The organism is Rhodococcus sp. 06-1460-1B, from assembly GCF_002258475.1.
Classification (GTDB): Bacteria; Actinomycetota; Actinomycetes; order Mycobacteriales; family Mycobacteriaceae; genus Rhodococcoides; species Rhodococcoides fascians.
In genome coordinates this window covers 253450-278835 of the sequence record NZ_NOYS01000030.1, presented here as the reverse complement: position 1 = coordinate 278835, position 25386 = coordinate 253450, and the positions used below count along the sequence as shown (strand labels likewise).

Sequence of the window (25386 nt, the reverse complement as noted above, 5' to 3'; positions counted from 1 at the left end):
GGACCATCCGCGTGCGCGTCGGTGGCCGAGGTCCTCGTGAGGCGGTTCTCCCAGGATCGGTCGGCCGCCAGGAACGAACCCGCGTGCCCGACGGCGCGTGGCAAGTGGCCGAGCGCCAGAGAACGACAGTCGTGCGAGGAGACGCAGTGCGAATTGGGCAGCAGCCGGGCGGACACGGTTTCGCCGGCGGCCCCGGATTCGGAGCAGACGACCAGGGCGACACCGAACACGCCGCGCCGGCGTCGGTGCCGCGCAGAGCGTGGGCTCTCTTCCTGGCCTATGTCGCGCTGACGAAGCCTCGGGTCATCGAACTACTTCTCGTCACGACCATTCCCGCGATGCTGCTGGCAGATCGCGGTCACGTGGACCCGTGGCTGATTCTCACCACACTGTTCGGTGGAATGCTGGCCGCGGCGAGCGCGAACACCTTGAACATGGTGGTCGACGCAGACATCGACAAGGTGATGAAGCGCACCGAGAAGCGGCCGTTGGCCCGCGGCGCGATGCCTGTGTCGCACGCACTGGTGTTCGGTCTCGTCCTCGGGGTGTTCTCGTTCTTCTGGCTCTGGGCGACGACCAACCTCCTCAGCGGCGTGCTGGCCGTCGTCACGATCTGCTTCTACATCTTCGTCTACACCCTGGTACTCAAGCGCCGAACTTCGCAGAACGTGGTGTGGGGCGGTGCCGCCGGCTGTATGCCGGTCATGATCGGCTGGTCCGCCGTCACCGGCACGATCGGCTGGCAGGCGCTGGTGATGTTCCTCGTCATCTTCCTGTGGACACCGCCGCACACCTGGGCCTTGATGCTTCGCTACAAGGAGGACTACCAGGCGGCCAACGTCCCGATGCTTCCTGCCGTCGCGTCGGAGACCAAGGTCACCAAGCACATCGTGCTCTACGCGTGGGCCACGGTTGCTGCGACGTTGGCACTGGCCCCGGGCTCCGGCGTCGTCTACGCGGTGATCGCGGTGGCATCGGGAATTTGGTTCCTCGTCGTGGCGCATCGCCTGTACGCAGGCGTGCGGGCTGGAACACCGGTCAAGCCTCTCAAGCTGTTCATCCTGTCCAACGAATACCTGGCGCTGGTGTTCTGCGGCCTCGCCGTCGACTCTGTCCTCGGCTGGCAGACGCTCGCCCAGCTGGTCTCCTGAGCGAGCGCCTCCTCACATCTGCACGCGGTCAGGGGACGAGAACGATCGAACCGGTCGTCTTACGTCCTTCCAGGTCCATGTGTGCCTGCGCGACATCTTCGAGCGCGTAGCGAGCGCCGACCTCGACCGTCAGAGCGCCGCTCGACAACGCGTCGAACACATCGCCCGCACGCCATTCGAGCTCGGCTCGGTCCCGTATGTGATGCGCCAGAGTGGGCCTGGTCAGAAACACCGATCCGGCCCCGTTGAGCCGCTGTGGGTCGAACGGCGGTACCGGGCCGCTCGCAGCACCGAACAGGGCCAGCGTGCCTCTGATGCGCAGCGACGCCAGACTGGCCTCGAACGTGTCGGCTCCGACACCGTCGTAGACGGCATGGACTCCCTCGCCGCCGGTCAGTTCGCGAACCTTGGCCGCAATGTCGTCGTCGTACCGCAGTACGTGGGCGGCACCGGACTGGACCGACCGCTCTGCTTTGGCATCGGTGGACACCGTCGTGATGACCCGTACGCCCTTTCCGACCGCCATCTGGGTCAGCAGTAGTCCGACGCCGCCCGCGCCCGCGTGCACGAGGACCGTGTCGCCGCTGCGCGCCGGGTAGGTGGACTCGATCAGGTAGTGCGCAGTCATGCCCTGGAGCAGAGCCGACGCCGCCTGATCGGCCGGAACGCCGTCGGGAACGGATATGGCGGACGAGGCGTCCACGACGACGAACTCGGCATAGCTACCCGGCGCGGCCGCCCAGGCGATGCGGTCCCCAGGAGCGAACGCGGTGACGTCCGGACCGGCCTCGTGGACAACTCCGGAACCCTCGTCGCCGGGGATGTAGGGCAGGGACCGTGGATACAGGCCGCGGCGGAAGTAGGTGTCGATGTAGTTGATCCCGATGGCGTCGACGCGCACGAGAACCTGCCCCGGTCCGGGCTCGGGAATGGGCACGTCCACGACGACCATGACCTCGGGTCCGCCGGTGTTGTCTACTCGAATGGCACGCATATCCCTGTTCTACACGGGAGCGAAATGAGTTCGAGAGCGGACGCACGCTTCCACGACGGGTGCGACAAGTTACCGATCAGTAGCGATTCGGCGGGCCGATGCCGCCACGGTGGACGACCTCGGTATCGTGTCTGCATGGCTACCGAAATCGACAGTGCGGGCAACGAGAAGGACACGTCCAACGAGGTTCCGAAGGGAACTCTCGCGGCTGTGAAGGCTTTTCTCGCCGACCACGGCAACTCGGCAAGTGTGGTGATCCAACCCATCGGTCGGGCCGGAACCCGGCTCACGCTGGTCGGCGCAGACGGAGTGCTCGGAGACCAGGTGGTTCCGTCCACAGCGGTCGCACACGCGATCGTCGCCAGGTTCGACGAACTGACCGAGGCGGAGTGGGACCGCGAGCTGGTCAGTTCGGTCAATCCGGCACCGGGCCATTACGAGAAGATGGCCGGCTGGGTCGCTCGGCAGAAGAAGTTCCCCAAGGCCCGCAACCAGGCCATCGTCGGGTAGGACGAGAGCCGCAAAGTTTTTTCGACTCGACGGGAACCGTCTCGCGGTCCGATGCGTCGAAATCAGTGGAGGGGCAGTCGGCCATCTGAGGGGGAGGTCGGCTGCCCCTCCGCTGCGATTCGAAACTGCTGTGCTCGGACACGCGCGTGTCGAGCCTGCTGAGGCCCGGCACCCGAAGACTGCCGGGCCTCAGGACGCTGCGGCGACCCTGTCCACGTCGTCTTCCCGATCGGCAACTGCAGGACCGCGTGTTCTGCACGATGCCCACAGCGCAGCCGTGGCAGCCGTGCAGGCTCCGGCACCGGCAACGTGGAACGCGACGAGTACTGCGGGAACGCCCGTGAAGTACTGGACCAGGCCGATCAGGGACTGGGCCAGCACGATCGCCACCAGAACGTGCAGCCGCTGCTTGACGGCAGTCGGCGCTCCGACCGCGTACAGGGCGAAACCGAGCCCGACGAGCAGCGCGAGATACCCGACCAGGAATTGCGAGTGGGCGTGCACCAGCGTGACGATCTCGATGCCCAGGCGCGGTACCGGCTCGTCGATGCTCTTGTCGCCGGCGTGCGGGCCGGCACCGGTCACCATCGTCCCGGCGATCAGTACGCCGGTCAGCGCGACGCCGGACAGGGCAGTGAGCCCGCGTAGCGCGGCGGGGACGGTGGGCAGCGACTTCGGCGCGGAGTCGGTTTCACCCACCTTGACGAACAGCAGAGTAGCCAGCCAGACCATTGCCATCGACACCACGAGGTGAATGGCAACTGTCCACCACAGCAGGCCGGTCAGCACGGTGAAGCCACCGATGACGGCCTGCACGACGGTTCCCAGCGGCATGAACCACGCGAAGAGCAACACCTCGCGCCGCCGAGCCGCGCGAGTGACAGCGAGAACGACGGCCGCAGCGGCGATGACCACCACGAAGGTGAGCAGTCGATTGCCGAACTCGACGGCCTGATGCAGCACCGGAACCTCGGATACTCCGACCGGCGTGAAGCTTCCGGGGAAGCACTGTGGCCAGGTGGGGCACCCGAGCCCGGAGCCGGTCACTCGAACCACCGCACCGGTGACGGCTATGCCGCCCTGGGTGAGGATGGCGATGAATGCCAGCACCCGCTGTACCCGCAGCGAGGGCAGGGGCAGATAGGCCACGAGGCGCAGGAACACGCCGTAGAGCTTCCGTAGGAGGTAGGGCACTCCACGATGGTAAACGCCGATCAACTACACAGCGTCGTTGGGTAGAGCGACCGGCGGAAAGCCTCGCTCAGGTGAATTTGAAGGTTCGGACCGCGAGAGTGCCGCAGACCGCAGCCCAGACGAGCAGCACGGCGATCCCGAAGAGGTCGAACGACGAGGCCACACCGCGGTTGAGCGCCTCGCCGAGTGCGCCGGACGGGACTATCCGTGCGACGTTCTGCAGGCCCTGCGGAATCTGGTCGTCGACGAACACCGCGCTGCCGATCCCGAGCATCACGAACCAGGCGAGGTTGGCCAATGCCAACACGATCTCCGCCCGCAGGGTGCCGCCGAGCAGCAACCCCATCGAGGCGAACGTCACCGTTCCCAAAGCGATGACGACCGCCCCGAGCACCAGGCCGGCCGCACTCGGTCGCCAGCCGAGGGCGACGCCGATCGAGCCCAGCAGAACCGACTGCATGATCACCACGATCACGACGGCTACCGACTTGCCGCCGATGATTCCCCACCGTGGGAGTGGCGTGGCACCGAGTCTCTTGAGGGCGCCGTAGCGTCGATCGAACCCGACGGCAATCGCCTGTCCGGTGAATGCCGTCGACATGATGGCCACCATCATCACCGCCGGCACGACCCGCGCGACGCGGTCGTCGCCGAGCTCACCGAACGGCAGCAGGGTGAGTCCGATCAACAGCGTGATCGGAATGAACATCGTCAACAGCAGCTGCTCACCGTTGCGCAGCAACAACTTCAGCTCGAGACGCGACTGCGCGAACAGCATCCGAGCGGCCGACGCCGGCTGTGGACGCGGCGCGAACAGTCCTGTCTCGAAACGGTTGTCGGCGAGTCGGGCTTCTCTGCGCACCGTCACATCCTCAATTCTCTGCCGGTCAGTTCGAGGAAGACGTCCTCGAGCCGCCGCTGATCGACCTGCAACTCCGTCGCCAGCACGTTCTGTTGTGCGCACCACGAGGTGACGACCACCAGGATCTGCGGTTCGATCACTCCGGCGACGACGTACGACCCCGGTGACGTCTCCGACGGTACGTAACCGGAGGGCAGGGCCGCGTCGAGCAGGGACAGATCGAGACCGGGGGGAGCGGAGAAGCGCAACTGTCCCTCGGCTCCCTGCTTGGTGAGCTCGGACGGGGATCCGGAGGCGACGACGCGACCGTTGTCGATGATCGTCAACCGATCCGCCAGCTGCTCGGCCTCGTCCATCAGATGTGTGGTCAGTAGAACGCCGACGCCGTCCCGTCGAAGTGCGTCGATCAATTCCCACACCAGCAGTCGGGCGTGGGCGTCGAGTCCGGCTGTCGGTTCGTCGAGAAACACCAACTCGGGGCGGCCGACGATGGCACAGGCCAACGCCAGTCGCTGCTGCTGGCCACCGGACAACCGTCGATAGGGTGTGCGGACCGCCGAGGTCAGGCCCAGACAGTCGAGCAGCCACGTCGTGTCGAGAGGGTCGGCAGAGTACGAGGCGACGAGCTCGAGCATTTCGCCTGCCTTGGACCCCGGGTAGGCACCGCCTCCCTGCAGCATGACGCCGATGCGGGGTCGGAGCTGGGCGGACTCGGCGATGGGGTCGAGGCCGAGGATTCTGACCGTGCCGCTGTCGGGTACGACGAAGCCTTCGCACATCTCGACGGTGGTGGTCTTTCCGGCACCGTTCGGGCCGAGCAGCGCGAGAACTTCACCCGCACCGATGCTCAGGCTCAGTCCGTCGACGGCGGTGGCGCCGTCGTAGGACTTGCGCACGTCGGTCAACTGCACGACAGGTTGCGCCGCATTCGACGTCCCGGAGATCACGAGGACTCAGCGTATTCGTCGGTGTGCCGCTCGGGTGCCGGTGGTCCGCTGCGCGTGGGCCACGGCAGCCGGTTTCGTGTCAGCAGATACAACACGACGATGGTCAGGATGGTCATCACTGCGGCCTGCACGATCTGGAACGGCTGGTATTCGCTGCCGTTCGGCATGAGGATCACGCTGACCAAGGACGAGAAGGCAATGGCGGGACGCCGGAAGGACGGAGTGGTGGCCCATGCTGCCAGCGGGATCACCGCCCACAGCAGATACCAGGGCTGGACTACCGGGAACAGCAGAACCACTGCTCCCAGCGCCACCCCCAGTGCTCCCACCGAGTGCAGTCGGCCCCTCAGAACAGCGACCAGCATGCGGATCACGATGACGCCGGCGACGACGGCTGCGATCGGCCGAGTGAGACTCAACACGGCGGTGGTGTGATCACCGAGGCCGAGCAACACGCCGACGAATCCGGTAGCCAGGCCGAGAATCGTGGGAATCGACATCCAGCTGCGCACCACCCCCGCGGTACCGAGAGTGTGGATCCAACCGAATCCGAGTCCGCTACCCAGGCTCACGACGACTTGGACGGCGACGGCGATCGTGCCGAGCAGCAGCGCAGCGTAGACGACCGATCTCAGAGTGCCGCCCCACCGTCTCGACAGCGCCATGCCGACGAACCCCAGCGCTATCAGCGACGGGATCTTGATCGTCGACGAGAGTGCGATCACACCCGCTCCGCCGATGAGGAACGCGATATCGGTGCTGCGCAACGCACCCGGGCGCTCGATCGCACGCAGCGCCAGTTCGGTACCCGCGAGCATGAGCCCGATCATCAGGGCTTCGTTGTGAATTCCGGCGACCAGGTGGAACAGCAACAGCGGGTTCGCTGCACCGAGCCACAGTGCCGTGACCGACGCGACCCCGCAACGGCGTGCGAGACGCGGCAGCGCCCAAACGATCAGCGCGACTCCCGCCAAGGCGAGCAGTCGGTGCAGGAAGATGCCGGCGACGATGTTCTCGCCGGTCAAGTACGTGATTCCGCGCCCCATCCACAGGAACAGCGGACCGTAGGGTGCCGGAGTCTCTCGCCAGATGTTGGGCACCGTCCGGGTCAGGACGTTGTCGGCCCCCAGTGCATCCACGGGGCCGATCTCGTAGGGGTCGAGACCGCGGGCCGTGATCTCGCTCTGGGCCAGGTAGGAGTAGACGTCGCGCGAGAACATCGGCGGTGCGACGCTCAGCGGCAGGATCCACAGCAGCAGAGTTCGGTCCATCTGCGATCGGGACAGGCGGCGGGGAGTCGCACCCGATCGCGTCCGCCCCAGCGCGAACCTGCCGAGCAGTAGCCACGCGAGGACCACGACGACGGTTCCCGTCATGGTCACGGTCAAAGCCGACGTGGCCATGCGCGACGGCAGGCTCAGTAACCGGACGCCCGCGATCGGGTTCTGCAGTACCGGCTGCGCACCCGCGCCGAGCGCGCCGATCGCCATCAGCAGCGCGCCCGCGGCTCCGAAACGGCGAATGTTGCGTAGTTGAACGGTCTCGGCGGGATCGAGACCGGGTGCCTCCGGCTCGTCGCCGTGCAACGTGGCGACACCGGCACCCGGTGGGGTCGGTTCCAGGCCGAACACGCGCCGAGCAGGGGTGAGAATCATCCTGTGCAGCAGCGTGCCGCGCGTGGATTCGGGGTTCTCGGGATCGGGGGACGAGCTGGCACCGGTCGCGGAAGGCGAGTTCTCGGAACTCTGCTCACTCTCGGTCGATGGCACAGTGGGAGCGTAGCTGTGTGCCATGGCGCGATTCACCCGGTCCTCCGGACTCCGCGGCCTGCGTCGCCCGGCTCGGATTCACCTGAGGGATAGGGCACCCTTGCTGGACCAGGTGAAACAATTCCGTCACACTGGTGTTGTGAAAACAACCGAGAGCTCGCTCGTGCGTCCGGAAAGCGTCGATCCATCGACCGCCGGAGCAGGCGCGTCGTCGGTGCGACCGGCATCGGCCCCCGAGGGGCAGACGCGGGGCGCGGTGGTCACCCTACTGCTCGAAGAAGGCCCCATCACCGCGTCCGATATCGGCACTCGGCTTGGATTGAGCGCGGCAGGTGTCCGACGCCACCTCGATGCGCTCATCGATGCAGGCGAGGCCAGGATCACCACCCCGGCGGGAGCACGTCAGCGTGGACGCGGGCGACCGGCTAAGCATTTCCAGCTCACCGCAGCCGGCCGCAATCGGCTGGGCCACACCTACGACGATCTGGCCGGAGCCGCGATGCGGCAGCTGCGCAAGATCGGTGGCAACGACGCCATCGAGACGTTCGCGCGGCAACGCGTCAACACCATCGTTGCCGACGTCGAACCCGCGACCGGTTCCGACGCACATGCCGTGGAAACGGCGGCGGGAAGAATTGCCGACGCGTTCAGTGCGGCGGGATTCTCGGCCACCACGCGGCAAGTCGGCAACGGAGTGCAGATCTGCCAACACCATTGCCCGGTGTCGCACGTCGCAGCAGAGTTTCCCGAGCTGTGCGAGGCCGAACAAGCAGCGTTCGCCGAGATCCTCGGCACGCATGTGCAGCGTCTTGCCACCATTGCGAACGGCAACTGCGCTTGCACCACACACGTACCGCTCACCTCGACGCGATCGAGGAGCGGTCGATCCGGTACCGACGTATCGACAGATAGTTCACACAAGATGACGTCCGACACGCAGCCCCGTGTCGGAGAACGCACACGCCTCCGGAAGGAGCCCGCATGACCGTCACACCAGACCAGGTGACACCCGCCGCGCCGCTGACTCAGGACGAGACCATCGCATCGCTCGGCACCTACGGATACGGCTGGGCCGATTCCGACGTGGCCGGCGCGAGCGCCAAGCGCGGCTTGTCCGAGGCTGTCGTCCGTGACATCTCGGCCAAGAAGAGCGAGCCCGAGTGGATGCTCGAAGCCCGTCTGAAGGCTCTCAAGACCTTCGACCGCAAGCCCATGCCCAACTGGGGTTCCGACCTGGACGGCATCGACTTCGACAACATCAAGTACTTCGTGCGGTCCAGCGAGAAGCAGGCCGCTACGTGGGACGATCTGCCCGAGGACATCAAAAACACGTACGACAAGCTCGGCATCCCCGAAGCCGAGAAGCAGCGCCTGGTCTCCGGTGTCGCAGCTCAGTACGAGTCCGAGGTCGTCTACCACTCGATCCGTGAGGACCTCGAGGCGCAGGGTGTGTTGTTCCTCGACACCGACACCGCACTCAAGGAGCAGCCGGAGCTGTTCCGCGAGTACTTCGGCACCGTTATCCCCGCGGGCGACAACAAGTTCTCTGCGTTGAACACCGCAGTGTGGTCCGGTGGATCGTTCATCTACATCCCGCCGGGCGTGCACGTCGACATCCCGCTGCAGGCCTACTTCCGGATCAACACCGAGAACATGGGCCAGTTCGAGCGCACGCTGATCATCGTCGACGAGGGTGCCTACGTGCACTACGTCGAGGGCTGCACCGCGCCGATCTACAAGTCCGATTCGCTGCACTCCGCCGTGGTCGAGATCATCGTCAAGAAGGGTGGTCGTTGCCGGTACACGACCATTCAGAACTGGTCGAACAACGTCTACAACCTGGTCACCAAGCGCGCCAAGGCAGAAGCAGGCGCAACGATGGAGTGGGTCGACGGCAACATCGGCTCCAAGGTCACCATGAAGTACCCGGCTGTGTGGATGACCGGCGAATACGCCAAGGGCGAGGTTCTCTCGGTCGCGTTCGCAGGGCCCGATCAGCACCAGGACACCGGTTCCAAGATGCTGCACCTGGCACCGCACACGTCGTCGAACATCGTCAGCAAGTCCGTCGCCCGTGGCGGTGGACGGACGTCCTACCGCGGTCTGATCCAGATCAACAAGGGCGCGCACGGCTCTCGTTCGACGGTCAAGTGCGACGCCCTGCTGGTCGACACGATCAGTCGGTCCGACACCTACCCGTACGTCGACATCCGTGAGGACGACGTGTCGATGGGTCACGAGGCCACTGTCTCGAAGGTCAGCGACGATCAGTTGTTCTACCTGATGAGCCGCGGCATGACCGAGGACGAAGCGATGGCCATGGTCGTCCGCGGATTCGTCGAGCCCATTGCTCGCGAACTGCCGATGGAGTACGCGCTCGAGCTCAACCGGCTCATCGAGTTGCAGATGGAAGGGTCGGTCGGATAAGTGAACAACCCCCTCACCGGAGTCATGGGTGCCGTGGCATCGGAAAACCCGGCATCCGAGAACCCCGATTCCGCCAAGGAAGACAAGTCGAAGCTCGTCGCCAACAAGGGCGCTCAGTTCACGTCGTACGACGTGAACGCGTTCGAGGTGCCGTCGGGCCGTGACGAACTGTGGCGCTTCACGCCGCTGCGTCGCCTTCGCGGCCTGCACGACGGTTCGGCAGTCGCCGACGGGACCGCTCAGGTCACCGTCGGGGCTGCGGACCAGGTGGTCGTGGAGACCGTGGGACGCGACGACGATCGACTCGGGAAGGCCGGCGTGCCTGCCGATCGGATTGCCGCACAGGCATATTCGGCCTTCACCGAGGCCACGATCGTCAGCATTCCCAACGAGGTCGAGGTAGCGGAGCCGATCGAGATCACGATCGACGGTCCGGGCGTCGACCACGTCGCCTACGGGCACGTGCAGATTCGCCTCGGCACGTTTGCTCGCGCCACCGTGGTGATCGATCAGCGCGGCAGCGGCACGTACGCCGAGAACGTCGAGTTCGTGCTGGGTGACAGCTCGCAGTTGCATGTCGTGCTGATCCAGGACTGGCAGTCGGACGCGGTGCACGTGGCCGCCCACCACGCCCTGCTCGGACGTGACTCGGTGTTGCGCCACTACAACGTCAGCCTCGGCGGCGACTTGGTGCGCATCAGCCCGACCGTGCGCTACAGCGCGCCCGGCGGTGACGCGAACATGCTCGGTGTGTACTTCGCCGACGCCGGTCAGCACCTCGAGCAGCGACTGCTCGTCGACCATTCGGCTCCGCATTGCAAGTCGAACGTGATGTACAAGGGCGCGCTCCAGGGTGAAACCGGACCCGGCACCGTCGACGCACACACCGTATGGATCGGCGACGTTCTCATTCGCGCCGAGGCCGAGGGCACCGAGACGTACGAACTGAACCGAAATCTCGTGCTCACCGACGGCGCTCGCGCCGATTCGGTACCGAACCTGGAAATCGAAACCGGCGAGATCGTCGGAGCAGGGCACGCCAGTGCTACCGGCCGATTCGACGACGAGCAGCTGTTCTACCTGCGTGCTCGCGGCATCTCGGAGGAGGTGGCCCGTCGACTGGTGGTCCGCGGCTTCTTCCACGAAATCATCGACAAGATTCCGGTCCCCGCCGTACGCGAGCGTCTCGATGCTGCCATCGAGACCGAGCTCGCCGTCGTCGGCGCGTAGGCCCAACCGAACCTTTCTCGACTGCACAAAGGAACTTTGATGTCCACACTCGAAATCCGCGATCTGCACGTCAGCGTCGCCAACACCGACTCGTCCGCCGAGCCGATCGACATCCTCAAAGGTGTCGACCTGACCGTGAAGTCCGGCGAGACGCACGCGATCATGGGACCCAACGGCTCGGGCAAGTCCACCTTGTCGTACGCCATTGCCGGCCACCCGAAGTACACCGTCACCTCCGGCACCATCACCCTCGACGGTGAAGACGTTCTCGAGATGAGCGTCGACGAGCGCGCCCGCGCAGGTCTGTTCCTGGCGATGCAGTACCCGGTGGAGGTGCCCGGAGTGTCGATGTCGAACTTCCTGCGCACCGCCGCCACCGCCGTGCGCGGCGAAGCCCCCAAGCTGCGGCACTGGGTCAAGGAAGCCAAGACCGCCATGAGCGAGCTCGAAATCGAGGCGAACTTCCTCGAGCGCAACGTCAACGAGGGTTTCTCCGGCGGCGAGAAGAAGCGTCACGAGATCCTGCAGCTGGGACTGCTCAAGCCGAAGATCGCCATTCTCGACGAGACCGATTCCGGCCTCGACGTCGACGCTTTGCGCGTGGTGTCCGAGGGCGTGAACAAGTACAAGGCGCGTGAAGACGGGGGAGTGCTGCTGATCACGCACTACACCCGCATTCTTCGCTACATCAAGCCCGACTTCGTGCACGTCTTCGTCAACGGTGAGATCGTCAAGTCCGGCGGCGCCGAGCTGGCCGACGAGCTCGAGGCCAACGGCTACGCCGGCTACACGCAGGCCGCGACCACCGGAGCATGAGTATGGCTGCACCGGCAGCTGTGACGGTAGCGACATCGTTCGATGTCGCTACCGTTCGCCGCGATTTTCCTATTCTCTCGCGCACCGTCCGCGACGGAAAGCCGTTGGTGTATCTGGATTCCGGCGCAACCTCGCAGCGGCCGGTGCAGGTACTCGACGCCGAACGCGAGTTCCTCACCACCTGTAACGCGGCGGTGCACCGCGGGGCGCACCAGCTGGCCGAGGAAGCCACAGACGCGTACGAGGGAGCCAGGGCGGATATCGCCGCGTTCGTCGGTGCAGACGTCGACGAGATCGTCTTCACCAAGAACGCAACCGAGTCGCTCAACCTCGTGACGTACGTGTTGGCCGATCAGCGCTTCGATCGTCATCTCGGACCCGGTGACGAGATCGTCGTCACCGAACTCGAACACCACGCCAATCTCGTTCCGTGGCAAGAGCTTGCGGCCCGTACCGGCGCAACTCTGCGGTGGTACGGGGTGACCGACGACGGTCGAATCGACCTCGACTCGCTGGAATTGTCGTCCGCGGTGAAGGTCGTCGCGTTCACCCACCAGTCGAACGTGACCGGTGCCGTCGCTCCCGTCGAGGAGTTGGTCCGTCGCGCCCGAGCTGTCGGCGCGCTCGTCGTTCTGGACGCGTGCCAATCCGTGCCCCATATGAAGGTCGATTTCCACGACCTCGATGTCGACTACGCAGCGTTCTCCGGCCACAAGATGCTGGGACCCTCGGGTGTCGGAGTGTTGTACGGAAAGGCCGCGCTGCTCGATGCGATGCCGCCGTTCATCACCGGCGGATCGATGATCGAGACGGTCACGATGGAGAAGACGACGTTCGCGCCTCCGCCGCAACGCTTCGAGGCCGGTGTGCCCATGACGTCGCAGGTCATCGGGCTCGGTGCCGCCGTGCGGTACCTCGACAACATCGGTATCGACGCCGTGGCAGCTCACGAAAAGACCTTGGTCGCAGCCACTCTCGCCGAGTTCGCAAAGATCGACGGGGTTCGAGTCATCGGCCCGACGGAGAACGTCGATCGAGGTTCGGCAGTGTCGTTCGTCGTCGACGGTATCCACGCACACGACCTGGGGCAGATTCTCGACGACGAAGGTGTCGCCATTCGCGTCGGACATCACTGCGCGTGGCCATTGCATCGGCGCTTCGGAGTGGCAGCGACCGCGCGGGCGTCCTTCGCGTTGTACAACACGGTCGAGGAAGTGCAGGTGCTCGCGAACGCGATTCGTCGCGCGCAATCGTTCTTCGGCACCGACCGCAATGGTGAGGAGGGACACGCCTGATGCGAATGGAACAGATGTACCAGGAAGTGATCCTCGATCACTACAAGCATCCGCACGGTCGTGGACTGCGCGAGCCGTTCGGTGCCGAGGTGCACCACGTCAATCCCACCTGCGGCGACGAGGTCACTCTGCGGGTTCACGTCGACAACGGCACCGTTGCGGACGTCTCGTACGACGGCCAGGGTTGCTCGATCAGCCAAGCCGCCACGTCGGTGCTGACCGATCAGGTGGTCGGCTTGTCAGTTCAGGACGCCCTGAAGACCGTGGATTCGTTCAGCGAGATGGTCGGCAGCAGAGGTACCGTCGAGGGAGACGAAGACGTCATCGGCGACGGCATTGCGTTCGCCGGTGTGGCCAAGTATCCGGCTCGCGTGAAATGCGCCTTGCTGGGTTGGATGGCTTTCAAGGATGCGGTTGTTCAAGTAGTGGACGCAGATACGACAGCTACGACGGGCGGGACCGCCCAGTCGGCACTTTCCGGAGGACAGCAATCATGACCGACGCAACAGAGACCACACCGGCTGTGACGACGACGCCGGTGGAACTCACCGCCGACGAGATCAAGGTGCTCGAGGACCTCGAAGAAGCGATGCGCGACGTCGTCGACCCCGAGCTGGGAATCAACGTCGTCGATCTCGGTTTGGTCTACGACATCAAGATCGACGCCGAGGACATCGTCACCGTCGACATGACACTGACGTCGGCGGCCTGCCCGTTGACGGACGTCATCGAGGATCAGGCCCGTGGTGCGCTCGTGCGCAGTGGGCTCGCCGCCGACCTCAAGATCAACTGGGTCTGGATGCCGCCGTGGGGACCGGACAAGATCACCGACGACGGACGCGAGCAGCTTCGGGCCCTCGGCTTCACCGTCTGACGGTCCATTCCGGCTGCCCCGTCACGCACCCTTCGCTTCGTCGGTCGACGGGGCAGCCTTCTTCGCTGCGGCCTTCTTGGCCGGAGCCTTCTTTGCCGGCGTCTTTCGCGCGGTGGTCTTCTTGGCAGCGGTCTTCTTGGCAGCGGTCTTCTTGGCCGGTGTCTTCGACGACGAAGATTTCGACGATGATGTTGTCGACGAATCGGAACCCGACTTCGCGTTCTTTCCCGCGGCCTCGACGCTGCGCTGGAGGGCGGCGACCAGATCCACGACCTCCGCGTCCTCGCCGTCGTCCTGTGACTCGGCCTCGGTGTGGATGACCTTCTCGCCACCGTTCGCCAGTGTCTCGTCGATCAGTTTGCGCAGTTCGATCTGGTAATCGTCGGTGTACTCCGTCGGATCGAATTCCGAGGACATGCTCTCGACGAGCGACGTCGCCATCTTCACTTCTTGCGGGCGCGCCGACGGGGCGTCGTCGAGCGACGGGAATTCTGCGGCTCGTACCTCGTCCGGCCACAGCAGAGTCTGGATGACCAGCACGTTGTCACGGACTCTCAAGGCGGCCAGCCGCGTCTTCTGTCGCAGCGTGAAATGGACGAGCGCGGTGCGTTCGGTTTCTTCCAGCGTCTCTCGCAGCAGCACATACGCCTTGGGCGACGACGAGTCGGGCTCCAGGAAGTAACTCTTGTCGTAGAGGATCGGATCGATCTGCTCGGTCGGAACGAATTCGAGAACGGGGATCTCGTGCTTCTCGGCAGCGGGGAGTTTGTCGAAGTCGTCGTCGGTGAGGATCACGCGCTCGCCGTCGGGCGAGTCGTACGCCTTGTCGATATCGGCGAACTGGACCGATTTTCCGCATTCCTGGCAGATGCGGTCGTACTTGATTCGTCCGCCGTCCTTTGCGTGCACTTGATGAAACCGGATGTCGTGTTGCTCGGTGGCCGAGTAGACCTTCACCGGAACGTTGACGAGTCCGAAGGCGATCGAGCCTTTCCAAATGCTGCGCATGTGTTCATGATCGCCGACCGGGCGCCTGTGTGTCGACCGTTGCCGAGAAACTCAGCCGCGTCTCGGAGCGTGGACGACGGTGCGCGCGATGGCGAGCCTGGCCGAGACCGGAAGCGTAGGGAACATTCTCAGCATTGCGGTCATGGTCCCCATGGCGTCGTCGTGACCGGACAGGTAGGAGCGTTGCAGTTCGACCGGCAGCGAGAAGAAGCTGGCGAAGAACTGCGGAACCATCTCCGGCTCGAGGCTCAACGCAGTGCGCAGACCTAGATTGCGTAGCTTCTGCACCGTCCAGGTGTGGAGTGCACGTCGGCTCCCCGGCTTGCCGGTGCGAAGTCCGTCGACCAGGTGATCGGCAGACGCCAACGACGCGGCGACGCTGTATCCCGTCGCCGGATGCATCAGATTCGACCGCGACCCGAACAAGACGGGACCGCTTCGTGGGGTGTGCAGCCGCGAGCGCGGCGGAGGTTCGACCGAAAAGCGCACCCGCTCGACGTCCTCGGTCCCGGTCGGCACGAGATCGCGTCGGGCGAGTCGATGATGCAGACGAGTCCGGAGTACATCGAGGTGGAGGGCAGGCCTGCCGACCAGGCACGTTTCTTCGAGCAGAACGCGGTGGTCGTCGAGTGCGACGGCATAGAGAAAACTCGGAACTTCACCGGGTCGTACGCCGTTGTCGGTACGCCAATCCATGAACCAGGCGTCGGAGCCTTCCAGAATGGGCTCGGCGCGTTCCCGCTCGACGACGATTCCGTATGCGGTTTGTTGCGCCAGATCACGCGAGTCGAGCGTCCCTCGTGCATCGACGACGTGGCGAGCGGTGACGACCGTCCCGTCGACGGTGGTGACGCGGGTGCCGGTGACGTCGACTGCGGTGCCCGCGTGCACTCGTACGAGGTCGAGGGACAGCGAGGCTTGCAGGGCATGCGTGTCGAGCACGCAGTACGTCCGGTCGATGACGCGATGCCGATCGGTCCACACTGCGGGCCTGCGTGCAGTCGAGGCGATTGCGGACTCCGAGAGCCATGACGGCAATTCGTCCGCCCATGCCGAGTAGGTCGGCGTCCAGGTTCGGGACGGGTGCGGATCGAGTGCGAGAACGTCCATACCCGCGGCCGCGCAGCGGTGGGCGATCGCGCGACCCGCCGGTCCCAGCCCGACCACGGCGACGTCGGCCGACAGGTCGCTCACATTCCGCCGGTGGCGAGCAGGCCACCGTCGACGCGCACCGTCTCGCCGGTGATCCACGAGGACGCGTCCGAGACCAGGAACGCGACGAGCGAAGCCACGTCCTCGGGGGTACCGAGTCGCTTCATCGGGTAGCCAGCCGCTGCTGCTTCTTCACCGCCGGCGAACAACGCCTCGGCGAACTTGGTCTTCACCACGCCCGGCGCTACCGCGTTGACGCGGATCTTCGGACCGAGCTGCCATGCCAGCTCCTCGGTGAGCCGAATCAACGCAGCTTTGGATGCGCCGTACGCGGCAATGACTCCGGTGGAGCGGATGCCTGCAACGCTGGCGATGTTGACGACCGCACCGCCGTGTTCGCCCATCCACGCATGGAACGCGTTCTGCACGAAGCCGAGCGTGCCGACGACGTTGGTGTCGAAGATCTTGCTGACACCGACGAGGTCGGCATCCATCAGCGAGCCGTAGACGGGGTTGATACCGGTGTTGTTGACCAGGATGTCCAGCGAACCGAAGGTCTCGACGGTGCGGTCCACTGCGGTGCGTCGGTGTTCCGGGTCGCCCGCGTTACCGTCCAGCGCGAGTACGGAGTCGCCGAGTTCCGCCGCGACGGCCAGCAACGGTTCCCGCTTACGCGCAGTGATGGCCACGTTGGCACCGCGCGCGAGCAGTTCTGCGGCGATCGCGCGGCCGATGCCTCGACTACCCCCGGTGACCAGTGCGGTCCGTCCGGTGAGGTCGAGGGGCAGGGCTGGGCGGGCAGTGGCCGTTTCGGTGACGTCGGTCATCGCTCAGACGTTACCGGGGTCACCTGCGTTCCTGGGTGGAGGCACGTGAATGCTGAGCTAAAATGGGGGTTTGCTGTGCCGACCTACGGCGCTTTCATTGCTCGCTCGTCGGTCGACGAGCACTCATCTTGTTCGGCAATCGCTAGGAGCTCACGCGTGATCACCGCCACCGACCTCGAAGTTCGTGCCGGTGTGCGGACCCTTCTGTCCACCGAGGGGCCCGCGCTCCGCGTGCAGGCAGGTGACCGCATCGGGCTGGTCGGCCGCAACGGTGCCGGAAAAACCACCACGCTGCGCATCCTGGCGGGCGAGGGCGAACCTTATGCCGGTGAGGTCGTACGCACCGGAGACCTCGGCTACCTCCCGCAGGATCCCAAAGAGGGCGATCTGGACGTGCTGGCCAAGGACCGGGTGCTGTCGGCCCGCGGGCTGGACACCCTCCTGCACAGTATGGAGAAGCAGCAGGCTCTGATGGCCGAGGTTGCCGACGAGACATTGCTCGACAAAGCCGTCCGTAAGTACGGCGAGCTGGAAGAGCGGTTCGCGTCCCTCGGCGGCTACGAAGCCGAAAGCGAAGCGGCTCGCATCTGCAACAGCCTCGGCTTGGCCGATCGCATCCTCGGTCAACCGCTGCGGACCCTGTCCGGTGGGCAACGTCGACGCGTCGAACTTGCTCGCATTCTGTTCGCCGCATCCGACGGCAGTGGCGGACGCTCGAACACCACATTGCTGCTCGACGAGCCCACCAACCACCTCGACGCCGATTCCATCACCTGGTTGCGCAGTTTCCTGCAGAACCACGAGGGCGGACTCATCGTGATCAGTCACGATGTCGAACTGCTCGGTGATGTCGTGAACAGGGTGTGGTTCCTCGATGCCGTGCGCGGTGAGGCCGACATCTACAACATGAACTGGAAGAAGTACCTCGACGCACGCGCCACGGACGAGCAACGGCGCCGTCGCGAACGCGCGAACGCGGAGAAGAAGGCGGGTGCGCTGCGCGTCCAGGCCGCCAAGATGGGTGCCAAGGCAACCAAAGCCGTTGCGGCACAGAACATGGCGAAGCGCGCAGACAAGCTGATGGCCAACCTCGATGCGGAGCGCGTATCGGACAAGGTTGCGCACATTCGCTTCCCTGAGCCTGCTCCGTGCGGCAAGACACCGTTGATGGCCAAGAACCTGACCAAGATGTACGGGTCGCTCGAGATCTTCGCCGGCGTCGATCTGGCGATCGACCGGGGGAGCCGCGTGGTGGTGCTCGGGCTCAACGGTGCCGGCAAGACGACACTGCTGCGCATTCTGGCCGGAACCGAGAAGGCAGACACCGGAGAGATCGAACCCGGCCACGGCATGCGCGTGGGTTACTTCGCCCAGGAGCACGACACCCTCGACGACATGGCGTCGGTGTGGGAGAACATCCGGCATGCGGCACCCGACACCGGCGAGCAGGAGCTCAGATCGCTACTCGGCGCCTTCATGTTCACCGGACCCCAGCTCGAACAGCCCGCAGGAACGCTGTCCGGCGGCGAGAAGACGCGTCTGGCGCTGGCCGGACTGGTGTCTTCGGCTGCGAACGTTCTGCTGCTCGACGAACCGACCAACAACCTCGATCCGATCTCACGCGAGCAGGTTCTCGACGCACTGCGCAGTTACAAGGGTGCTGTCGTTCTGGTGACTCACGATCCGGGTGCCGCCGAGGCACTCTCACCAGAACGTGTCATCCTCCTTCCCGACGGCACCGAGGACCACTGGTCGCAGGACTACCTGGAACTGATTCAGCTGGCCTGACCCGGGTCGCGCCTGCGCACCGATTCTTCGACCAGATCCAGAATGGCCGACAGGTTCGACCCGCCGTTGCCCGACGCGATTCTGGCGACCAGACCGTCGAGAACGAGGTCCAGGTAGTCGGCCAGAACATCGTTCGGCACGTCGTCCCGTAGTTTCCCTGCCGTCTTCTGGCGCTCGAGTCGGCCGAGCGTCGCATCGGTCAGTTCGGCCGAACGCTCCGCCCAGCTGGTTCGGAAGTCGGCGTCGGTTCGTAGTCGTCGGGTGATCTCGAGCCGCGTTCCGAGCCACTCGAACTGCTCCGGCTGAGCCAGCATGTCTCGCATCACCTGAACCAGACCCTGCGTCGCAGCGACTTCTGCCATGCGCCGGGCGTCCTCCTGCGCCAATGCGAGGAAGAGACCGTCCTTGTCCTTGAAGTGGTGAAAGATGGCTCCGCGGGAGAGGCCCGTCGCCTCCTCGAGGCGTCGCACGGTCGCGCCCTCGTAGCCGAACTCTCCGAAGCATTTACGCGCGCCGTCGAGAATTTCGCTGCGGCGGGCCGCCAGGTGGTCTTCACTGACCTTGGGCACGTGTGAAACTCCTACTTTCCGATGAAGGGGCCCGTACCGATACGGCGATGGGCCCGAAACACGTATCGAGTTCCGGGCCCATCGCTGTGCGTGGCGTTTGTCTACAGTGCCGTGTGACTAGCCTCTGATCATGTTGCGCAGGACGTACTGCAGGATTCCGCCGTTGCGGTAGTAGTCCGCTTCACCGGGGGTATCGATACGGACCACGGCGTCGAACTCGACCTTGGTTCCGTCTTCCTTGGTCGCGGTCACCGCCATCGTCTTCGGGGTGGTGCCCTCGTTCAGCTTCTCGACGCCGATGATGTCGAACGTCTCGGTGCCGTCGAGCTTGAGCGACGCAGCGCTCTCGCCTGCCGGGAACTGCAGCGGAACGACGCCCATGCCGATGAGGTTGGAGCGGTGGATGCGCTCGAACGACTCGGTGATGACCGCCTTGACGCCCAGGAGCGAGGTGCCCTTGGCCGCCCAGTCACGGGAGCTTCCGGAGCCGTACTCCTTGCCGCCCAGCACGACCAGCGGGATGCCGGCCTTCTGGTAGTTCTGCGACGCATCGTAGATGAACGACTGCGGGCCACCGTCCTGGGTGAAGTCGCGGGTGTAGCCACCCGACACGTCGTCGAGCAGCTGGTTCTTCAGACGGATGTTCGCGAACGTTCCGCGAATCATGACCTCGTGGTTGCCGCGACGCGATCCGAGCGAGTTGTAATCCTTGCGCTCCACGCCGTGCGAATCGAGGTACTGAGCGGCAGGCGTACCGGCCTTGATGGGTCCTGCCGGGCTGATGTGGTCGGTGGTGACCGAATCGCCGAGCAGGGCCAGCACGCGGGCACCCTTGATGTCCTCGACCGGAGCCGGGTCCATCGTCATGCCGTCGAAGTACGGAGGCTTCCGCACGTACGTCGAGTTGGGATCCCACTCGAACGTGTCGCCCTCGGGGGTCGACAGGTTCTGCCAGCGGCTGTCACCGGCGAAGATCGTCTCGTAGGACTTGCTGAACATGTCCCGGCTGATCGAGGACTTGATCGTGTCCTCGATCTCCTGCGACGACGGCCAGATGTCCTTGAGGTACACCGGGTTGCCCTCGTGGTCGTTACCGAGCGCGTCGGTCTCGAAGTCGAAGTCCATCGTGCCCGCGAGGCCGTAAGCGATGACCAGCGGCGGAGAGGCCAGGTAGTTCATCTTGACGTCGGGGGAGATGCGACCCTCGAAGTTGCGGTTGCCCGACAGCACGGCAGTCACCGAAAGATCGTTGTCGTTGATCGCCTTCGAGATCGGCTCGAGCAACGGGCCCGTGTTACCGATGCACGTGGTGCAGCCGTAGCCGCCCAGGAAGTATCCGAGCTTCTCGAGGTACGGCCACAGGCCGGCCTTCTCGTAGTAGTCGGTCACGACCTGCGAACCGGGTGCCATGTTGGTCTTGACCCACGGCTTGGTGGACAGGCCCTTTTCGACGGCGTTGCGGGCGAGCAGTGCTGCGCCGAGCATGACCGACGGGTTGGAGGTGTTGGTGCAGGAGGTGATACCTGCCACCACGACGGCGCCATGGTCGAGGACGAACTCACCTGCTTCGTCGGTGATGACACGAACCGGCTTGCTCGGGCGGCCTTCGGAGCCGTATGCGGCGGACCGCACGTCGACTGCATCGTCTTCCGCGAAGCTCAGCGACGCGGGATCGCTGGCCGGGAACGACTCGTTGAGGGCCTCGTCGAGCTTGCTGTCACCCTCGTGCGCCGGGTGGTTCTCCTCGACGTAGTTGTGGATGTCCTTGCGGAACGCAACCTTGGACTCGGACAACAGGATTCGGTCCTGCGGGCGCTTCGGGCCTGCGATGGACGGGACGACCGTGTTGAGGTCGAGCTCGATGTACTCGGAGTACACGGCTTCGTTCTTCGGGTCGTGCCACATGCCCTGTTCCTTGGCGTACGCCTCGACGAGAGCGAGCTGCTCGTCGCTGCGGCCGGTGAGGCGCAGGTAGTTGATCGTCTCTTCGTCGATCGGGAAAATGGCTGCGGTGGAGCCGAATTCGGGGCTCATGTTGCCGAGGGTGGCGCGGTTGGCGAGGGGAACCTCGGCCACACCTTCGCCGTAGAACTCGACGAACTTTCCGACGACGCCGTGCTTGCGCAGCATCTCGGTGGCGGTCAGAACGACGTCGGTGGCCGTGACGCCCGGCTGAATCTCGCCCGAGAGCTTGAAGCCGACGACACGCGGGATCAGCATCGACACGGGCTGGCCGAGCATGGCAGCTTCGGCTTCGATTCCGCCGACGCCCCAGCCGAGCACGCCGAGGCCGTTGACCATCGTCGTGTGCGAGTCGGTTCCGACGCAGGTGTCGGGGTACGCCTGGCCCTTGCGGGTCATGACGGTCGGTGCGAGGTACTCGATGTTGACCTGGTGCACGATGCCCATGCCGGGCGGGACGACCTTGAAGTCGTCGAAGGCACCCTGGCCCCAACGCAGGAACTGGTAACGCTCGCCGTTGCGCTCGTACTCGAGGTCGACGTTGCGCTCGAGTGCATCGGCGCGGCCGAACACGTCGAGGATGACCGAGTGGTCGATGACCATGTCGGCGGGGGAGAGGGGGTTGACCTTGTTGGGGTCGCCGCCGAGGGTGGTCACGGCCTCACGCATGGTGGCGAGGTCCACGACACACGGAACGCCGGTGAAGTCCTGCATGATGACTCGTGCAGGGGTGAACTGGATTTCGATACTCGGGTCGGCCGAGGGATCCCACGACGCGATCGAGCGAATATGGTCGGCGGTGATGTTGGCACCGTCCTCGGTGCGAAGGAGGTTCTCCGCGAGGACCTTCAGTGCATAGGGCAGTTTCTCGGCACCGGGCAAGGCCGACAGCCGAAAGATCTCGTACGAGTTCTCTCCGACTTCGAGGGTGCCCTTTGCACCGAATGAATTGTTACTTGCGGTCACTTCAGCTCCACTCGTCTATGAGGCACACCGCCGACGGGGCTGTGTCGACGGTTGAAGCGAGGCGCTGACCGTGTGTCTCGGCATGGCATCCGGCGTGCGGATTGCTTGCGGACCCTCGGGCAGTGTCTCGATGGAAGTCTAACAGTACGCTTGTCCTGTGAAAACGTGCGGGTCCGATTCGCGGTGGACACCGAGAGAACGACCCACGTCACAATCCTCACGTAGTGCTTCGTGCGACGCAATGAAGGGCGGCCTCAGTTGCCGCGTCGGGCATACCTGCCTCCCGAGAATCGACGGCACCGTGACGTAGGGTTCCACGCGACTGGTTCCTACCGACTGGACGAGAGATGACTGAGCCGATCCACGCTGTTTCCCCACTTGCCACCGATATCCCGGCAGGTCTGGACGTCGACAGCATCGTCGCCACGGTCCGCGAGTCGGGAGTCAGTGCTCCTGCGGCAGAGCAGGACGGACTGACTGCCGCCGTGAACCGAGCCGAGGACCACGGAATCGATCTGAGCATCGTGATCGTCCCCGACGAACCGCGCCACGATTCGCAGCTACGCGACCTCGCCACTGCGGTCGGTGCCCGCGAGGGCGGAACGGTGTTGGTGCTGAGCCCGGGGCAGGTCGGAACGTTCAGCGACTCGATCAGCCGAGTGACACTCGAAGCCGGGCAGGATCGCACGTACACCGGAAATCACGTCGTCGCCGCCGACAACTTCGTCGACACCCTCGTCGAGGACCAGACTCCGTGGGGCTTGCTGACGGGTGGGTTGGTGGTGATCGTCGCCGCGGTGGCCGCGTTGACAGCCGCTGTGAAGGTCCGGCGATACCGCGCGCGGTCGGCCACTGCCGACCCGCACGAAGCGCAGCCCGTCGAGCGCTGAAGTAGCGCGCACATTCGTCATTCGACCGACCGACACCGACGCGCGATGACGCCACCGGACGTCGGTCCGGAAAAAGTCCGAAAAATTGTTTCGGGCAAACACCGAGTTCACGGCATTGTGCCTGGTGGAATTACAAATGTGTCATTTGTGACTGGAGTTTCTTTAGTGTGCGAAGTGTCGTACGGTGCCATTGGCACTGCTGGGGAAGGAGTGTCGCAGAAGGCAGGTGTCATCCGTGGGGAACTCGGGAGGCCACTGCTTCGGGTGTGACTGACGTGGTTCGCACCTGTCGTGTCGCTGCGCGCCACTTTCCCGCCCGGCGAACATGTTCACCGTCACCTGCGATCGGGGTGGGGAACGGGGAACGCCTCGACGGCACGACGGTCCTCTCGGGACCCGAGTGAATGCCGGACCCGAGGGAGACATTTGTGAGCCGACGTCCAGTTCGCGGCACGCGCCGCAGAGCGCTCGTCCGTACCCGATTCGTACTGGCAGGTGCCGGTCTGGTTCTCGCGCTGACCGCGACCATGCCCGGAGTCGCCGCCGCGGTACCGCCGCCCCCGCCCAACCCGTCCGATACCGACATCGCCGCGGCCGGCAGCGCCGTCGACTCACGCCTGGGGCAGGTCGGACAGCTGATCGACGCGATCGCATCCGCCAACCAACAACTCGCACAGCTCGACGACGAGGTCGCCGTGAAGCGAGAAGGCGTCAACAAAGCCCTGGTCGACCTGCAGAACGCCCGGGACGCCGCCGACGTGGCCGCCGCAGTCGTGGGAGCAGCGCAGCAGGCGCTCGCCGATGCAGGCACACAGATTCAGGCAGCCCAGCGCAAATTCGACGAATTCGCCAAATCGAGCTACACCCAGGGCTCGGGCGTCGCCTCGATGGCGTCGTTCCTCGGTTCGAGCGGACCGGACGACGTTCTCGACCGCGCCCAGGTTCTGAAGGTGCTGTCCAACAGCCAGAATGCCGTGCTCGACGGGCTCCAGCGGGCCCGAACCGAGCAGGCGAACCGGGACTCGGCCGCCCGCGAATCCAAGCAGCAGGCGGACGCGGCAGCGTCCGAAGCCGAATCGAAGAAGGCCGAGGCCGAGCAGGCCATCGCTGCAGCGCAGGCAGCGTTGCAAGCCGAGGCCGATCAGAAAGCCGCCATCGAGTCCCAGCGAGACGCCGCTCAGACCGAGCTCGACGCTGCCCGGAGCAATGTAGCCGGCCTCCAGGGTCAACGAGCCGCATACAGCGACTGGGAGGCGCAGAAGGCAGCAGAGGACGCAGCAATAGCAGCAGCCGCAGCTGCCGCTCGTGAGGCCGCGGTTCAGGCGGCGGCCCGGGTCTCGGCCAACCTGGCCGCACAACAGCGAGCCGCTGCGATCGCCGAGGGCCAACGCTCGCACGTCGATGTCGACGACGACTCGAGTTCGTCCACCGACTCCGACAGTTCGAGCGGAACCACGACTCCGACCCAGCCCACACCCAGCAAGCCCACTCCCAGCAAGCCCAAGCCCTCGACCACACCGTCGGTCACGGGCAGTGCTGCCGTGGAATTGGCGATCGACCGCGGGATGAGCCAGCTCGGTGTTCCGTATTCCTGGGGCGGCGGCGACGAGAACGGGCCGACCAAGGGAATCCGAGACGGCGGAGTCGCAGACAGTTACGGCGACTACAACAAGGTCGGCTTCGACTGCTCCGGCCTCATGATCTACGCATTCGCAGGTCTGGGTATCTCTCTGCCCCACTACACCGGCTACCAGTACACGGCAGGCAAGCAGGTTCCGTCGTCGCAGATGAAGCGTGGCGACATGATCTTCTACGGACCGAACGCCAGTCAGCACGTCGCGCTCTATCTCGGCGACGGGAAGATGCTCGAGGCTCCGCAATCCGGATCGGTGGTCAAGGTCTCCGACGTCAGATACAGCGGTATGACGCCGTACGCCGTGCGCATGGTGTCCTGAGTTCGCTGTCGCTCCCGAGGTCGCTGTTCGGTACTTCTGCGTCGTTCCGCAGGCTCCACTCCGGCGCGCGGGTCAGGGGTGGGTTTCGGCGCGCGCGAGCATCACCTGGAATAGTTGGTCTCGGCGGTATGGAACGTGCCCGACGATGATCGACTGAAAGCGGTGAATTCTTGGTGACATCACGTGACGGCCGGATTTCG

22 protein-coding genes are annotated in these 25386 nt (G+C 65.0%); 12 read left to right on the top strand and 10 right to left on the bottom strand.

The genetic code is table 11. The features are described from left to right. Positions 1-146: 146 nt before the first annotated feature. Positions 147-1151, top strand: coding sequence for a heme o synthase (locus CH268_RS17245; RefSeq protein ID WP_094665378.1), 1005 nt, complete (start codon positions 147-149; stop codon positions 1149-1151). A 28-nt stretch (positions 1152-1179) separates the two neighbouring features. Here the strand turns inward: CH268_RS17245 and CH268_RS17240 are convergent, their stop codons facing one another. Continuing rightward, the gene (locus CH268_RS17240; protein ID WP_094665229.1) at positions 1180-2145 is read right to left on the bottom strand and encodes a quinone oxidoreductase family protein; all 966 of its coding nucleotides are present in this window, start codon (positions 2143-2145) and stop codon (positions 1180-1182) included. A 135-nt stretch (positions 2146-2280) separates the two neighbouring features. Between CH268_RS17240 and CH268_RS17235 the strand changes: the two genes are divergently transcribed. Then, positions 2281-2655: a hypothetical protein gene (locus CH268_RS17235; RefSeq protein ID WP_027497017.1), complete on the top strand. Its 375-nt coding sequence runs from the start codon at positions 2281-2283 to the stop codon at positions 2653-2655. A 189-nt stretch (positions 2656-2844) separates the two neighbouring features. Here CH268_RS17235 and CH268_RS17230 read toward each other — a convergent pair whose 3' ends face one another. The 4 genes from CH268_RS17230 to mptB all read right to left on the bottom strand — a co-directional run bounded on the left by CH268_RS17230 (position 2845) and on the right by mptB (position 7313). Then, complete coding sequence (locus tag CH268_RS17230) at positions 2845-3849, bottom strand: COX15/CtaA family protein (RefSeq protein ID WP_094652838.1); 1005 nt, start codon at positions 3847-3849, stop codon at positions 2845-2847. A gap of 67 nt (positions 3850-3916) precedes the next feature. Further along, positions 3917-4717: an ABC transporter permease gene (locus CH268_RS17225; RefSeq protein WP_094665227.1), complete on the bottom strand. Its 801-nt coding sequence runs from the start codon at positions 4715-4717 to the stop codon at positions 3917-3919. Next, positions 4714-5658, bottom strand: a complete 945-nt coding sequence (locus tag CH268_RS17220; RefSeq protein WP_255182424.1) for an ABC transporter ATP-binding protein — start codon at positions 5656-5658, stop codon at positions 4714-4716. The genes CH268_RS17225 and CH268_RS17220 overlap by 4 nt, the downstream gene beginning before the upstream one ends. Continuing rightward, positions 5655-7313, bottom strand: coding sequence for a polyprenol phosphomannose-dependent alpha 1,6 mannosyltransferase MptB (gene mptB / locus CH268_RS17215; protein WP_239536226.1), 1659 nt, complete (start codon positions 7311-7313; stop codon positions 5655-5657). The genes CH268_RS17220 and mptB overlap by 4 nt, the downstream gene beginning before the upstream one ends. Before the next feature lie 217 nt (positions 7314-7530). Between mptB and CH268_RS17210 the strand changes: the two genes are divergently transcribed. From CH268_RS17210 to CH268_RS17180, 7 genes are read left to right on the top strand one after another with little or no spacing between them, the layout of a single operon-like run. Next, positions 7531-8412 carry a helix-turn-helix transcriptional regulator gene (locus CH268_RS17210; RefSeq protein ID WP_032391608.1) on the top strand — a complete coding sequence of 294 codons (882 nt, stop codon included), beginning with the start codon at positions 7531-7533 and terminating at the stop codon, positions 8410-8412. Further along, on the top strand, positions 8409-9854 hold the full coding sequence (sufB, locus tag CH268_RS17205; protein WP_027497021.1) for a Fe-S cluster assembly protein SufB: 1446 nt from the start codon (positions 8409-8411) through the stop codon (positions 9852-9854). Before CH268_RS17210 ends, sufB begins: the two co-directional genes overlap by 4 nt. Further along, entirely contained in the window at positions 9855-11084 is a 1230-nt protein-coding gene (gene sufD / locus CH268_RS17200; RefSeq protein ID WP_441346978.1) for a Fe-S cluster assembly protein SufD, read from the top strand. It begins immediately after the preceding gene. A gap of 39 nt (positions 11085-11123) precedes the next feature. After that, positions 11124-11900: a Fe-S cluster assembly ATPase SufC gene (sufC, locus tag CH268_RS17195; RefSeq protein WP_094665225.1), complete on the top strand. Its 777-nt coding sequence runs from the start codon at positions 11124-11126 to the stop codon at positions 11898-11900. Between the two features lie 2 nt (positions 11901-11902). Next, positions 11903-13195, top strand: a complete 1293-nt coding sequence (locus CH268_RS17190) for a cysteine desulfurase (RefSeq protein ID WP_032388406.1) — start codon at positions 11903-11905, stop codon at positions 13193-13195. Then, on the top strand, positions 13195-13692 hold the full coding sequence (gene sufU, locus CH268_RS17185) for a Fe-S cluster assembly sulfur transfer protein SufU (RefSeq protein WP_032387339.1): 498 nt from the start codon (positions 13195-13197) through the stop codon (positions 13690-13692). Before CH268_RS17190 ends, sufU begins: the two co-directional genes overlap by 1 nt. Next, on the top strand, positions 13689-14069 hold the full coding sequence (locus CH268_RS17180) for a metal-sulfur cluster assembly factor (RefSeq protein WP_027497026.1): 381 nt from the start codon (positions 13689-13691) through the stop codon (positions 14067-14069). Before sufU ends, CH268_RS17180 begins: the two co-directional genes overlap by 4 nt. 21 nt (positions 14070-14090) lie before the next feature. Here CH268_RS17180 and ku read toward each other — a convergent pair whose 3' ends face one another. The 3 genes from ku to CH268_RS17165 are packed head-to-tail and all read right to left on the bottom strand — an operon-like array spanning position 14091 to position 17056. Beyond that, the gene (gene ku / locus CH268_RS17175; RefSeq protein ID WP_094665223.1) at positions 14091-15077 is read right to left on the bottom strand and encodes a non-homologous end joining protein Ku; all 987 of its coding nucleotides are present in this window, start codon (positions 15075-15077) and stop codon (positions 14091-14093) included. Positions 15078-15128: 51 nt separating this feature from the next. Then, positions 15129-16271 (bottom strand): lycopene cyclase family protein, encoded by a 1143-nt coding sequence (locus CH268_RS17170; protein ID WP_032391434.1) that lies wholly within the window; start codon positions 16269-16271, stop codon positions 15129-15131. Next, positions 16268-17056, bottom strand: a complete 789-nt coding sequence (locus CH268_RS17165; RefSeq protein ID WP_045841762.1) for an SDR family oxidoreductase — start codon at positions 17054-17056, stop codon at positions 16268-16270. The genes CH268_RS17170 and CH268_RS17165 overlap by 4 nt, the downstream gene beginning before the upstream one ends. Before the next feature lie 156 nt (positions 17057-17212). Between CH268_RS17165 and CH268_RS17160 the strand changes: the two genes are divergently transcribed. Next, complete coding sequence (locus CH268_RS17160; RefSeq protein WP_027497030.1) at positions 17213-18844, top strand: ABC-F family ATP-binding cassette domain-containing protein; 1632 nt, start codon at positions 17213-17215, stop codon at positions 18842-18844. On the opposite strand, the gene CH268_RS17155 is transcribed toward CH268_RS17160, so the two are convergent. Beyond that, positions 18832-19413 (bottom strand): TetR/AcrR family transcriptional regulator, encoded by a 582-nt coding sequence (locus tag CH268_RS17155; protein WP_027497031.1) that lies wholly within the window; start codon positions 19411-19413, stop codon positions 18832-18834. The genes CH268_RS17160 and CH268_RS17155 overlap by 13 nt on opposite strands. 117 nt (positions 19414-19530) lie before the next feature. Next, positions 19531-22341, bottom strand: coding sequence for an aconitate hydratase (locus CH268_RS17150; RefSeq protein ID WP_027497032.1), 2811 nt, complete (start codon positions 22339-22341; stop codon positions 19531-19533). 347 nt (positions 22342-22688) lie between these two features. On the opposite strand from CH268_RS17150, the gene CH268_RS17145 reads away from it, so the two are divergent. Further along, positions 22689-23231 carry an Rv1476 family membrane protein gene (locus tag CH268_RS17145; protein WP_032372454.1) on the top strand — a complete coding sequence of 181 codons (543 nt, stop codon included), beginning with the start codon at positions 22689-22691 and terminating at the stop codon, positions 23229-23231. 404 nt (positions 23232-23635) lie between these two features. Beyond that, a complete protein-coding gene (locus CH268_RS17140) occupies positions 23636-25186 on the top strand; it encodes an NlpC/P60 family protein (protein WP_371827922.1) in 1551 nt (516 codons plus the stop codon). Positions 25187-25386 lie beyond the last annotated feature (200 nt).